This window comes from Variovorax sp. LjRoot130 (genome assembly GCF_964253755.1).
GTDB lineage: Bacteria > Pseudomonadota > Gammaproteobacteria > Burkholderiales > Burkholderiaceae_C > Variovorax.
On sequence record NZ_CAXURM020000002.1, the window covers coordinates 742,467 to 755,347 of the forward strand.

The following is a 12,881-nucleotide window of genomic DNA, read 5'->3' on the forward strand; positions in this document are numbered from 1 at the left end:
CGGCAATTGGTTTGGTGAGTTTGATTACGCCCGTCAGGCCGGAGGCGAAGGCTAGGAGCCGGGCCACCCAGATGCTGGCTTGGAGAGCGACCCCAGGTTCAGAACCGCGGAAGGATACGACGGAGTGTTCGGTGCGTCCGGGTTCCGAGTGTGCACAAGCCTGTCAACCGGCCATGCGGAAATGGACAAGCAATGACTGGAGCGACCTTCGATATGTGGTGGCGATCACCGGCGGCGGCACGCATGCTGGGTGTCTCTGATCCCACGGCCCTGCGCATCCAGGCACTGGAGCAGGCCATCGGCGCACCATTGTTCTACCGCTTGCACCACGAGCTCACTGAGGGGGCCGGCAACCGGCTGATGCCGGGCTTCGATCGAGATCGTTGTCGCGAGCGCGCGGCGGTCCATCGACGTGAGGGCCACTGAGTTGACTGGCACGATCAGGTTCACCACGACCGATTCCCTGGTCCATCCTCACCTGGGTCGAACGCACTGCGTCGGCGTGTTCATGCAGCATGCTGGAGGCCCGGTACGCGACGTGCTGCGTGGCGATGCGGAGGTGCTGCGGTGAGCGCCGACAGGCCCGATCTGGCCGCGCCGCTTCCGCACACCCAAGACGGTGACGCGGCACCCGCCTGGGCAGTGATCGACTCTCGCTGGCGGGTGTTTCTGCGCGTCGTCGAGGCCGGCAGTCTGAACAAGGCGGCCGCCGCGTTGGCAATGCCGCAGTCGGCGATCAGCCGAGCGATCGCGCACCTGGAGCGGCAATGCGGTGAGCGGCTATTCGTGCGCACGGGCCGCGGCGTTGTGCTCACCGAGTTCGGCGCACAGTTATTGCCGCGCGTGGTTCGGTTGGCGGCGGACGCCGACACGCTAGTCGAAGACATCCGGGCTGCGCGGGGTCAGCCGATGGGCGACGTGCTGATCGGGCTGCTGCCATCAGCGGTGCCGCGCTACGCGGGGCCGCTGGCGTCGACGGTGCGTGAGTGCATGCCCGGTGTGCGGCTGCACCTGGTCGAAGGGGCAAGCGCGCAGCTCGAGGAACAGTTGCGCGAAGGCCGGCTCGACATGGCAGTGGTGCTGCGTGAGGACGCAACAAGCGTTGGCGACGAGCGCATCCTTGCGCGGGTGCCATTGCACTTGATCGGCCGTCTCGGTGACGCGGTGCTGGCGGGAGGGGAGGTGCCACTGATCAGGATCTCCGAGTTGCCGCTAATCCTGCCTGCCCGACCGCACCTATTGCGCACGCGCCTGGATCGATTGGCGGCTGAACACGGACTGCGCCTGCACGTCGTGATCGAGGCCGACTCGGTGCACCTGCAGTACGAGGTCGCGGCGGCGGGAGGTGGCTATGCGATTGCGGCGGTCCCTGACGGTGCGGGCGACGCGCGGCTCGCTTCCGCGTGCATCGTGCAGCCCCAGCTCGAGCGCTTCGTCGTGCTCGCCGAATCGCCGCGCCGGCCTCACACGCGCGCCTCACGAGAGGTGCATCGGCTAGTCTGCGCGCTCGCGGACAAGATCACCGCCCGCTGACGAGGGCGCTACGCTCCATCCGTTTTTCGCAAGTCTGCCTTGCGCTGGCAGCAGTGCCCGGACCGCGGCTAAGTCGTTAATGTTCCGATCCATCCCAACACTGCCGCCGTCCTGTGTCCGACACCGCTACCCTGGCGCCGCCCGCGCCCACCCTGTTCCTCGGTGACGCCGACGTCGCTGCGCTCGCCGACTGGCCTTCGACCGTCAACGCCCTGGCCCGCGCCTACGGCCTGCCGGTCTCGGCTGCCATGGTGCCGCCGCGCTCGATGGCGCGCGGCGAAGGCTTCTGGCTGCGCAGCCTGACGGCCATCTCTCCCAGCGGCGCGACCATGGGCTGCAAGCTCATCGCGGCCTCACCGCGCGCGCGCCGCGCCAGCTACCTCATCTCGCTGTTCGACCAGCAGACCATGGCGCTCACGGCGCTGATCGACGGCAACCGCGTCACCGGCCTGCGCACCGCAGCCACCGCAGCGTTGGCTGTCGACCGGCTGGCACCGCAGCGGCCGCTGACCGTGGGCGTCGTTGGCTCGGGTTTTGAGGCGCGCGGTGCGCTCGAATGCCTAGCGGCCGTGCGCACACTGAAGTCGGTGCGAGTCTTCAGCCCAACGCCGACCAGCCGCGAACGCTTCGCGCAGGGCTTCCGCCCCGCGCTGGACATCACGGCCGTCGACTCCCCCGAGGCCGCGGTCCGCGCGGCCGATGTCGTGCTGTGCGCGGCGCGCAGCCGCGACGAATCGCCGGTGCTTCGCGGCGCCTGGCTGCCTGCCGGCACCACCGTAGTTTCGCTTGGCTCGACTCTGCCCGAGCAGCGCGAGGTCGACGAAGAGACGATGGCGCGCGCCGCCTGCATCGTCGCCGACATGCCCGAGGAAGTGATGCACGACACGGGTGACGGCATTGCTGCCACAAATGCGGGCGTCGATCTGTCTGGCAAGCTGGTGCCGCTTTCCGATCTGGTGGCCGGCCGCATTGCGCCACGGCGCAGCGCCGCCGACATCGTGCTCTACAAGTCGGTCGGCTCGGCGCTGCAGGACATCGTCGTGGCCGAGATTCTGTTTGCCCGTGCGCGCCAGTTCGGCCGCGGTGTAGACATGCCCGCCAGCATCGTGCCCATTGCCAAGTGAAGTTCAAGGAGAATCGAATGCCCAACTACAAGAAGACCGACGTCCGCGCATGGGCGCGCCAGCACCTCGTCGGCTGCTCGGCAGTCACCATCCCCAGCTACAGCGCCGACCTCAAGCGCTTGAACGAGCTCGGGATCCGCCACGACATCGAGCGCGTCGTGAAGCTGGGCTTCACCTACACACTGCTGTGTTCCGAGGTGGCGATCACCGCCGAGGAGAACGCCCAGTTCACCGACTGGGCCCGCGACACCGCGGGCAGCAAGCTTGGCCTGTTCTTCCACGCCGCATTCGGCACGCTGGCCGACAACATCGAGGCCGTCAAGCTGGCCGAGAAGGCCGGTGCAGACCTGGTGCTGCTGTCGTACCCGTCGAACTTCTGGCCCACCAGCGAGCAGGAGATCTACGACTACACCAAGGCCTTCTGCGACGCGACCGACTTGGGCGTGATGCTGTTCCCGATCCCGACCTGGGGCTTCGAGCGCGTGCACCCGGCCGGCATGTCGCTGGAGTTGATGCGCCGAGTGCTGAAGGACTGCCCCAACGTCGTTGCGATCAAGTCCGAGCAGGGCTTCCCATTGCCTGCCGGTATCTGCGAGATGTACCACCACTTCCGCGACGAGGTGGTGATCAGCTGTCCGATCGAGGCCGACGCGATCCCGCTGATGAGCCTGATGAAGCTGCAGTTCTCCGGCACCAGCAACACGCAGTGGATGGGGGACTACTATCCGCGCGCCTTCGAACTGGCCCGTACCGGCCGTTTCGAAGAGGCGATGAAGCTCTACTGGAAGGTCAACCCCGCCCGCCAGGCCAACACAGCCGCGTCGGCGGCCTCGGCGCCCGCCATTGGCGCGCTCAACCGCACGCAGTGGAAGTATCAGGACTGGCTGGCCGGCTTCAACGGCGGGCCGCTGCGCGCGCCGTCGCTGCGCATCCCCGACCGCTGGATGAAGTCGCTGCGCCAGGGGCTGGTGGCCTCGGGCTGCGAAGTCACGCCCGACCCCGATTCGGCCTTCATCGTCGGCCGTTACCCGTGCTGAGCGAGAGTCCACGATGAAACACCTGCTCAAAGACGCCACGCTCTGGCGCGAAGCCGCCTTCATCAGCGGCGAATGGGTGGCCGCGACGCCGCATGGCCGCTATGCGCTGCACAACCCGGCCGACGGCTCGCGCCTGGTCGAGCTTCCGCGCTGCCGGGAGGACGAGACGCGTCGCGCCATCGATGCCGCGCAGGCCGCCTTCGGCCCCTGGCGGCGCACCACCGCCAAGGCGCGCGGCGAGGTGCTGCGTCGCTGGTACGAGCTGATCGTTCAGCACAAGGAAGACCTGGCCACGCTGATCACGCTCGAGGAGGGCAAGCCGTTGGCCGAGGCGCGCGGGGAGATCGACTACGCCGCCGGATTCGTGCGCTGGTTCTCGGAAGAGGCCACACGCGTGCGCGGCGACATGATTCCGGGCGTCAAGGAGACGCAACGCATCGTCGCGCTGCGCGAGCCCGTCGGCGTATGCGCCGCGATCACGCCGTGGAATTTCCCTGCCGCGATGATCACGCGCAAGGCCGGCCCGGCGCTGGCCGCCGGCTGCACGATGGTGGTCAAGCCCGCCAGCCAGACGCCGATGACGGCGCTCGCGCTGGCCGAGTTGGCCCACCGCGCCGGCGTGCCAGCGGGCGTGTTCAGCGTACTCACCGGCAACGACACGCGTGCCATCGGCGGCGAGCTCACTTCCAACCCCGCAGTGCGCAAGATCACGTTCACCGGCTCCACCGAAGTCGGCCGCGTATTGCTGACGCAGGCCGCGCAGACCATCAAGAAGTGCTCGATGGAACTGGGTGGCAATGCGCCCTTCATCGTCTTCGACGACGCCGACCTCGATGCCGCTGCCGACGGCGTGATGTCGGCCAAGTTCCGCAACACCGGCGAGTCGTGCATCGGCGCCAACCGCGTGTTGGTGCAGTCCGGCGTCTACGACGCGCTGGCCGAACGCATCGTCGAGCGCGTGGCGAAGCTGCGGGTCGGCAACGGCCTGGAACCAGACGTGAACCTCGGCCCGCTGATCGACGCCGCCGGCGTCGAGAAGGTCGAGGAGCACGTGGCTGATGCGCTTGCCAAGGGCGCGCGGTTGCTGCATGGCGGGCGCCGCCACGCACTGGGGGGCAATTTCTTCGAGCCGACCGTGCTGGCCGACGTGACGAGCGCGATGCGCATCGCGCACGAGGAGACCTTCGGCCCGGTGATGCCGCTTTTCCGCTTCGAGACCGAAGAGGAGGCCATCGCGATGGCCAACGACACCGAGTTCGGCCTGGCCGCCTACCTGTACAGCCGCGATGCGGCACGCATCTGGCGCAATGCCGCGCGCATCGAGGCGGGCATGGTCGGCATCAACTGCGGGCTGATCTCTAATGAGGTGGCGCCCTTCGGCGGCATCAAGCAAAGCGGCCTGGGCCGCGAGGGCTCGCACCTGGGGATCGACGAGTACGTGGAGGTGAAGTACCTCTGCTGGGACGGGCTGGACGCAGTATGAGGTCGCGCGTGAGAACCTGGGGCATGAGACAACATCGATTCCTCATGGGACTGGCCACAGCGGTGGTCTCGCTGTCGTGCGCCGCGCAGACGGTTCCGGCCACGCTTCGGCTGGTCGTTCCGTTCCCGGCTGGTGGCGTGACAGACCTGGCGGCGCGCGGGCTGGCCGAACGGCTGGGCCCGGCGCTCGGGCAGACCGTGATCGTTGAGAACAGGCCTGGCGGTGGTTCGCGCATCGGCACTGACGTGGTGATGAAGGCTGCGCCGGACGGGCAGACTCTGCTGTTTACCAACACCAGCTACACCATCCTGCCGATCGTCGATCCGGCCGTGAAGTACGAGGCCGACAAGAGCCTCTTGCCGGTGGGCATGCTGGCCAGCTATGGCCTGTCGCTGGTGGTGGCCAATGCGCTGCCCGTGAAGTCGCTGCCCGAGCTGGTGGCCTATGCGCGCAGCCATCCCGGCAAGCTGAGCTATGGCAGCTCGGGCCCGGGCAGCGGCACGCACTTCCTCGGCGAGTACTTCAAGTCGCTGACGGGCACGTTCATCGTTCACGTTCCTTATCGGTCCACCGCTGGCGCACTCAACGACGTGGCCGGCGGTACGCTGGACATGGCTTTCGATGCCACCGCGAAGGCATATGCCGAGGCAGGCAAGGTGCGCATGCTGGCCGTCACAGGCGTGCACCGCGATCCTCGCATGCCGGGCGTGCCCACGGCGGTGGAGGCGGGGCTCAAGGACTTCGCGGTCGTGAGCTGGGTCGGTCTGCTGGCGCCGGCGGGCACGCCGGCTGCCACCGTGACGCGCCTGAACACCGCGCTGAACGAAGCACTGGCAGCACCGGCACTGCGCCAGCGGCTGCAGGACATGGGGTTGACGCCTGAGGGCGGTGATGCCCAGCGCATGCTGCGCCAGATCCGTGAGGATGTGCGGCTGCACCGGCAGATAGCGGAACGGGCCCGGCTGCGATTCGAGTAGCGGGGTTCCTCGGTATGTTGCCGAATTCGTGCAGGCACGACCCTCCGAGCGACGGGGAGGCGCCCGAGCGGGAGATCCTGCGTACCTACTTCGAAAACCTGCTGTACCTGCTGCGACGCCAAGGTGTGGGGCTGGCCGAGGAAGCGCTGTGCCGTGTTCGCCTCACGCGCGACGACGTCGCTACCGCGTCGGAACGCCTGAGCTTCGACGCCTTCTATGCCTTGCTCAGCTGGCTGCATGCGTCGCATGCCCTGCCGGTGCCCGGCCTGCAGCTGGGCTTGCGACTGAGCCTGCGCGACTTCGGCATCTTCGGCCAAGCCCTGCTGGGCGCCGGGAGGTCTGGGGAGGCGCTGAATCTCGCGCAGCGCTTCTACGGCTCCGCGTGGCGGCATGTGCGTCTGGAGGTGTTCCGCGAACGCGACATGGTGGTCTGCCGCTATCTCCCACAACCCTCTGCGGTATGTCATCCGGTGCCGCTGGCCCAGGCGATGACGGCGATGAGCGCCGCGGTCACGCGCGAACTGGTGCCAGGCGTCGAGCCGGATCGCTTTGAAGTGCGCTACGGTTTCCGGACCCCGCCCGACGCTTCCGAATACCGCCGGCGGCTCGGGTGTCGCGTGCAATTCGGCCATGCTTGGCATGAGGTGCGGCAGCCGGCCGCATGGTTGGAACAGCCGCGTGACCCGTGCTCGGTCGTGTCGGCCGCGCCCCTGCGCGCCCTCGGCGCCTGGCAGCGACAGCAGCATCCGGTCGAGATCGAGGGGCGGGTTCGGCAACTGTTGATGGCGCAATGCGACGACGGCTTCCCGTCGCTGGAAGAGGTGGCGCGGCGCATCGGCATCGCGTCGCGCACGCTGCGGCAACGGCTGGCGGCCCGCGGCGTGTCGTTCCGCGCGCTGCTGCTGGAAATCAGGCTCGACATGGCGCGGCGCCACCTGGCTCGCACGGGGGTCAGCGCGGCCGAGGCGGGGGCCCTTGCCGGCTATCGCCATCCGGCCAGTTTCCATCGTGCCTATCGCCAGTGCTTCGGCGTTGCCCCGGGGCACGACGGCGAGAGCGGGTAAACGCTGAGCTGCTTGGCGCGCACCGTGCCGAAAGTGCGATGACGCCGCCGGTCCGGATTTTCATAATGTGCTGCATCGCTTCTGTCAGGAAATCCCGATGTATCCGCTCGAAGATGGCCAACTCTTTCCGCGCAACCAGTGGTGGGTGGCGGCGCAAAGCGGCGAGGTGGGCCGCACCTTGCTGGCGCGCACCCTGCTCGAGGAAGAGCTGGTGTTCTACCGCAAGGCCAATGGCGAGCCGGTGGCACTGGCCGGCCGCTGCCCACATCGGCTATTTCCCCTCGTCAATGGCAAGCTGATGGGCGACGACGTCGCCTGCGGCTACCACGGCTTCGTCTTCGGCGGTGACGGCCGCTGCGTGCACATCCCCACACAGGACAAAGTGCCCACGTCGATGCGGGTGCGCCAGTACCCGGTGGCCGAGCATATGGGCTGGGTATGGGTCTGGATGGGCGATCCCACGCTGGCCGATCCGGCGCTGCTTCCTCGTCCGGCTTGCGCCGGGCCCGGCTGGCTGTTCTGGCATGGCATCACCACGCACATCAAGGCGCGCTACACGCTGCTTCTGGACAACCTGTTCGACTTGACTCACGTAGCCTACGTGCATGCCTCGGTGTTCAACTTCCCCGAAGGCGAGGACCCCCCGGGCTTCGACGCGCCGTTGTCACTGCGCGTGGAGGGCGACCACCTTTTCGCCGCCCGGCCGCTGTGCGGCGTGCCGTATGACGACTACGCCACGCTGCAGTTTGGCCCTGGGCAGGGCACGATGGATCTCGACTCGCCGTCCGACTACCATGGGCCGGCACTGATTGTGACCGGCACGGTTCACCGGTTGCACGACGAGAAGGCCGGGTCGCTGGCCATCATGCATCCTGACGGCCAGCGCGGCGGAGCGCTGCGAGTCTTTCATGGCGTCACCCCGGAGACCCGCTCCTCGACGCACTACTTCTCCGCGTTCTCGCGTGACTACCGGCTCGATGATGAGGCGTTCTCGCAGCAGTTTGCGCAGATCGACCGCGGTATTCGGCAGGAGGACATCGACGCACTGGAGGCCATCGAGCCGGCCGCGGCACGCGCAACCACGGCGCAAGAGCAATCCGGGCTGCAGGATGCTGCGGGCATTCGCGTGCGCCGCATGCTGTCGCAGCAGATCGCGCGCGAGACGGCCGTGCTGCGGCCCGGCGGGCAGCCGCGTCCGTGAATGTCCGCTGCATCAAGGTTCGATGTGCGGAACGGCCAACCCACTTGTGCGCCCGCGGCGTACCGATCGACGCCTACCCTGGTGTGGATCGAGCAGGGGCACGTCTTCATCGCGCCCCGTTGAATCGAATACCGGAACAGGAGAGAAGCATGGGATTTCTGCGCAATGCCTGGTATGTGGCCTGCTGGAGCGAAGACGTCCAAGCGGGGGAGCTGTTCCGTCGCAAGCTGCTCGAAGAGGACGTGGTCTTCTATCGCAAGGCCGATGGCGATCCGGTGGCTCTGTTCAACCGCTGCCCGCATCGATTCATCCCTTTGCACCTTGGGCATCTGAAGGGTGACACGATCGAATGCTGCTATCACGGCCTGCAGTTCGACTGCACGGGCCGCTGCATCAAGAATCCGCACGGCGACGGCAGGATACCGGCCGCCGCCAATGTGCGAAGCTACCCGGTGGTGGAGCGGCACGGCATCGTGTGGATCTGGATGGGCGATCGCGAGGCCGATGCCGCACTCATTCCCGACTACAGCATGCTGGACGCCGGCTCGGGCTTCCACACCACCAAGGGCGCGATCAACATCGCCGCCAACTACATATTGATGGGCGAGAATCTGCTCGACCTCAGCCATGTGGCATACCTGCACAAGGGCCTGCTCGGCAGCGCCCAGATGTTGCAGACCCTCCCCGTCGTCCGCGAGGAAAACGGTGCGCTGCACGTGGACCGCGACATGCCCAACGTGGACGTGCCAGCGGTCTTCAACATGCTGTTTCGCCAGGACGGCAAGCCTGTGGACGCTTGGCAGAACATGCGCTGGACGGCGCCGGGCTGCTATCTGCTCGACGCCGGCGTGAAGGCGCGGGGCGGCGAGCGTGAGGTTCGTGGTTGGTACTACGGCATCCACCTGGTGACGCCCGAAACCTCATCGACTACGCACTATCACTTTGCCTCCGCGAGGCCGCCCGGCACGGCGTTCGATGCAGCCACCGACGAGGAGCTGGCGCGCCTGCGCCGCATCGCATTCGCCGAGCAGGACAAACCCATCGTCGACGCCCAGCAGCGGGTCGTCGGCGACCAGGATCTATGGGCCATGAAGCCCGCGTTGCTGGCCATCGATGCCGGACCCGTGCGCATGCGCCGAACGATCGAGGGATTGATCAGAGCTGAACGGGAGGCTGCCGCCGGCCATTGAGAGCGCCCCCAGGGCCGGGCTCGCCCGTACACGGCACTGTGGGCGGCGATCGCGCACCCCGAGAAGGTGCGAGCGCTGGCCTTGACCGAGCCGCCGGTCTTGCCTTCAGCTGATCGGGTGCGCGGGGGCCGGGAAGCCCGACTGCAGTTCGAACGCGAGGTGTTTGCACCGTCCGGCGAGGACTTCCGGGCCGGCCGTCCCGGGCGTGCCGTGGAACTCCTGACGACGGGCATCAACGGCAGGGGCCGAGCGAGGCGACGACGCCGTCGGGTCTCGCCCGCCGGTTGTGCAAGCCGAGGCGATGCACGCGCTGGCGCTCTCCTCGAACCCCTATCCGATCGTCGATGCGGATGCGCTCGCCGCGCTGCGCGTGCCGACGCTGCTGCTTCGGGGAGAGCGAACCATGCCCGTGCACCGGGCCACGTTCGCGGCTCTGACAGAACTGATGCCTCGCACGCACACCGTCCCGGGGTGCGGCCACGGCGTTCATCGAGACAATCTGTAGGCCTTCAACACGCTGGTGCTGGAGTTCCTGCGGGAACTGCAGTGACGCCGGTGGCCGGTTGATGTCAGGCGGGCGAGACGAACGGCAGCAGCAGGTGGGCGTCGTATCGCCCGCCGACGTGCAGCACGTGCGCGCCCTTGTTCAAGGTCGGCAGCGCCGGCAGCTGCGGCAACTCGGGTCGCACCAGCGTGTCCACGCCGTTGACCGTCAGCTCGAGCGTCTCGCCCGCATGCCAGCGCATCGACATGGGCCATACATCGATTTCGACCGGCACGGTCTCCCCCGGCGAGAGCTTCTGCACCGTGTCGAAGGCGTGTACCGGCAGTTCCGGCCGCGATCGTTCGGGATCGAGCCGGCGCATCGACACCCGCAATCGGCCGTTCGGTCCTTCGTGGCTGGCGCCGGTGACTACGTGCGCCGATTGCACCTGTCCATGGGCGTCCAGCTTTCGCACCGTCACGAACAGGTCCATGTCGTCATGGTCCGGCGCCTCTACCCACAGTTTGGCCTTCACGTGGCCGGTGATCTCGGTTAGGCGATCGAAGGTGACGCGGAATTTGATGCCTGTGGCGTCGGCGCTGTCGTACGACAGCGCTGCCTCCTGTTTCGGCGTTGCGCGCTCCAGGCTGCCCTCGGCAGTGAGATAGAACGGAAGCAGTTCCTGGCGAGCCAGCGGGAACGTGTCCTCCGCGCGGTACACCACATCGGCATGCCCGGGGTCGAGCACCGTCAGCCGCACCGGCGGGGTGGCCTGCCAGCCGTTGTCCAGCCCTTTGAGGACGTGGTCGAAGAAGCGGCGCAGGTCTTCGACGTTGGCGGGGTTGTAAAGATCGTTCCACTCGTGCGTGTTATGCACCCGCAGCCACTTCCGGGTGCTGCCGAGCTGTGACCAACCGCGCAGCGTGCCCGCGGTATGGACCAGATTGGTCCACGACGCGGTGACGTACGCTGGCACCTCGATGCGCGACAGCGCCGCGGCCTTGTCCCGCCAGTACGAGTCGTATAGCGGGTGCTCCGCCTGCATAACCTGCGCGTCCTCGATCCTGCGCTCGCCGGGCAGCGTGCCCAGAATCGCCGGTGAGAAGACTGTTTCCGGAATGCCGCCCCGGCAGGACGAGTCGCGGTACAGGTCGGAGGCGCCCTCCCACGGCGCAATGGCGGCCAGGTGTGGTGGGCGCTGCGCTGCGACGAACCATTGGGTCATCGCCAGATAGGAGTTGCCCGCCAGGCCCACCTTGCCGTTCGACCAGGCACGGGTGCCCGCCCACTCGATGAGGTCGTACTCGTCGCGCGCCTCGCGCTCCCCCCACAGGTGGATGTCGCCTTCGGACGAGAAGATGCCGCGAGGGTCGGGCGAAATGACGGCATAGCCGTGCGAAACCCAGTACGACGGGTTCGGTGCCTCGAACATGTTGAGGCCGTCCTCGAGTTGCCGCGGCACGTCCATCCTTGCAGGGTGCTGGAACGTGTCCAGGTTCAGCGGGCCGAACTGCTTGCCGTAGGGGCTCCAGCCGATCAGCACCGGGCAGTCGTGTGCTTCGACGGGGCGGAACACGTCCACGTAGATGCGCGTTCCGTCGCGCAGCTGCACTTCCGCGTCTTGCTCGAACAGCACGTCGCACTGCAGCGGCAAGACGCCTTCGCGGTGCACGTGCCCGCGTTTGAGTACCTTGGATGCGGGTCGCAGGCCAGGGTAGCCGGTGCGCGCCGTCCCGGCCGCCGGCCGATAGCGCAGGGGCGGGAGGTCATTGGTGTCCAGCATGGTCGTCTGATTGGTAGTAGATCGCCGTTCAAGCCTGCGGCCGAATGTTGACGGTCGAGTTGGACCCGTTGTCCGGGTCGTAGCGGTGCTTGATCTTGGCCAGCCTGGCGAGGTTGTCCCCGTAGCTGATGCCGGCCCACTCGGGATCAGTTTCGCTCGTGAAGTTCATGAAGATCTGCCCGGTGGCGAAGGGCTTCAGGTGCCCCCCCACAGCCTGCGCACCCATTCGATGTTCTTGCGGCCGTCCTTGGGGTCGGACCAGCGCGTCAGGATGAATCCGTTGTACCGACTCTCGCGGTGGAAGAACGCTGTGTCGGTGGGGCTGCGGTCGCGCAGGGGCGTCATGCTGAGGCTCCCACAGCACCATGGCCTTGGGCGACGGCGTGTTGGCGATGTCTCGGGCGATGCGGTACTTGTTGGCGCCTTCGGGCGTGATCACCGGGCAGCCGAGCAGCGCCTCGAGCGCCTTGGCATCCGCGGCCTTGACCGCCGCGAAGGCGTTCGAGATCCGCCCGCCCAGCGCCGCGAAGGCGGCGAGCGCGCCCAGCACCAAGCCCGCGGCGCAGTGAGAGATGCCTGGCTTCATGAGGTCCCTATTTCGTTGAGGTTCGCGACAAGCGGCGCGACTAGCAGTCGGGCCGGGGATTGCAACTGAAGAAACTCGATGATGTGCTTGCGCGTCTTCTCGTCGTCCAACTCGACCCACATCTTGCTGCCTGGCGCGAACCGCTGCGCGTCGCTCAGGAAGGGCTCCAGCGTGGCATTCGACCACGCCAGGTTGAGCTGCCGCAAGGTTGCGGAGTAGCTGTAGCCTTCGGCCATGGCCGACTTCCGCCCGTGGATGGAAGTCAGGGACGGGCCGATCCGGTTCTGCCCTTTCTCGAGCGAGTGGCATGCAGCGCAGTTGCGATGAAACGCGAGCTCTTCATTTGCCACGCTGTTGGCGTCCGCATGAGCCAGGGTCATGGTGCCGGCCAAGCCGGCGGGAGCAGCTTTGCGATGGAC

At 67.3% G+C, this 12,881-nt stretch carries 13 protein-coding genes; 9 read left to right on the plus strand and 4 right to left on the minus strand.

The window, feature by feature from the left end; all coding sequences use genetic code 11:
• Window positions 1–225 precede the first annotated feature (225 nt).
• A complete protein-coding gene (locus ACSQ86_RS33330) occupies window positions 226–450 on the minus strand; it encodes a hypothetical protein (protein ID WP_436297618.1) in 225 nt (74 codons plus the stop codon).
• A gap of 117 nt (window positions 451–567) precedes the next feature.
• On the opposite strand from ACSQ86_RS33330, the gene ACSQ86_RS33335 reads away from it, so the two are divergent.
• The 9 genes from ACSQ86_RS33335 (at window position 568) to ACSQ86_RS33375 (ending at window position 10,114) form a co-directional block, all read left to right on the plus strand.
• The gene (locus ACSQ86_RS33335) at window positions 568–1,533 is read left to right on the plus strand and encodes a LysR family transcriptional regulator (protein ID WP_436310561.1); all 966 of its coding nucleotides are present in this window, start codon (window positions 568–570) and stop codon (window positions 1,531–1,533) included.
• 113 nt (window positions 1,534–1,646) lie between these two features.
• Window positions 1,647–2,657 (plus strand): ornithine cyclodeaminase family protein, encoded by a 1,011-nt coding sequence (locus ACSQ86_RS33340; RefSeq protein ID WP_436306940.1) that lies wholly within the window; start codon window positions 1,647–1,649, stop codon window positions 2,655–2,657.
• Between the two features lie 17 nt (window positions 2,658–2,674).
• Entirely contained in the window at window positions 2,675–3,694 is a 1,020-nt protein-coding gene (locus tag ACSQ86_RS33345) for a dihydrodipicolinate synthase family protein (RefSeq protein WP_436310562.1), read from the plus strand.
• 13 nt (window positions 3,695–3,707) lie between these two features.
• On the plus strand, window positions 3,708–5,177 hold the full coding sequence (locus ACSQ86_RS33350) for an NAD-dependent succinate-semialdehyde dehydrogenase (RefSeq protein WP_436297622.1): 1,470 nt from the start codon (window positions 3,708–3,710) through the stop codon (window positions 5,175–5,177).
• Window positions 5,178–5,200: 23 nt separating this feature from the next.
• Window positions 5,201–6,154: a Bug family tripartite tricarboxylate transporter substrate binding protein gene (locus ACSQ86_RS33355; protein WP_436310563.1), complete on the plus strand. Its 954-nt coding sequence runs from the start codon at window positions 5,201–5,203 to the stop codon at window positions 6,152–6,154.
• Between the two features lie 14 nt (window positions 6,155–6,168).
• The gene (locus tag ACSQ86_RS33360; RefSeq protein ID WP_436310564.1) at window positions 6,169–7,218 is read left to right on the plus strand and encodes an AraC family transcriptional regulator ligand-binding domain-containing protein; all 1,050 of its coding nucleotides are present in this window, start codon (window positions 6,169–6,171) and stop codon (window positions 7,216–7,218) included.
• 97 nt (window positions 7,219–7,315) lie between these two features.
• On the plus strand, window positions 7,316–8,419 hold the full coding sequence (locus ACSQ86_RS33365) for a Rieske 2Fe-2S domain-containing protein (RefSeq protein ID WP_436310565.1): 1,104 nt from the start codon (window positions 7,316–7,318) through the stop codon (window positions 8,417–8,419).
• 149 nt (window positions 8,420–8,568) lie between these two features.
• On the plus strand, window positions 8,569–9,609 hold the full coding sequence (locus tag ACSQ86_RS33370; RefSeq protein ID WP_436310566.1) for a Rieske 2Fe-2S domain-containing protein: 1,041 nt from the start codon (window positions 8,569–8,571) through the stop codon (window positions 9,607–9,609).
• 301 nt (window positions 9,610–9,910) lie between these two features.
• Complete coding sequence (locus ACSQ86_RS33375; protein ID WP_436297627.1) at window positions 9,911–10,114, plus strand: alpha/beta fold hydrolase; 204 nt, start codon at window positions 9,911–9,913, stop codon at window positions 10,112–10,114.
• Between the two features lie 64 nt (window positions 10,115–10,178).
• Here ACSQ86_RS33375 and ACSQ86_RS33380 read toward each other — a convergent pair whose 3' ends face one another.
• From ACSQ86_RS33380 to ACSQ86_RS33390, 3 genes are read right to left on the minus strand one after another with little or no spacing between them, the layout of a single operon-like run.
• Window positions 10,179–11,876 (minus strand): CocE/NonD family hydrolase, encoded by a 1,698-nt coding sequence (locus tag ACSQ86_RS33380; protein ID WP_436306934.1) that lies wholly within the window; start codon window positions 11,874–11,876, stop codon window positions 10,179–10,181.
• Between the two features lie 28 nt (window positions 11,877–11,904).
• Window positions 11,905–12,462 (minus strand): BBE domain-containing protein, encoded by a 558-nt coding sequence (locus ACSQ86_RS33385; RefSeq protein ID WP_436306933.1) that lies wholly within the window; start codon window positions 12,460–12,462, stop codon window positions 11,905–11,907.
• On the minus strand, window positions 12,459–12,842 hold the full coding sequence (locus ACSQ86_RS33390) for a c-type cytochrome (RefSeq protein WP_436310567.1): 384 nt from the start codon (window positions 12,840–12,842) through the stop codon (window positions 12,459–12,461). Before ACSQ86_RS33390 ends, ACSQ86_RS33385 begins: the two co-directional genes overlap by 4 nt.
• Window positions 12,843–12,881 lie beyond the last annotated feature (39 nt).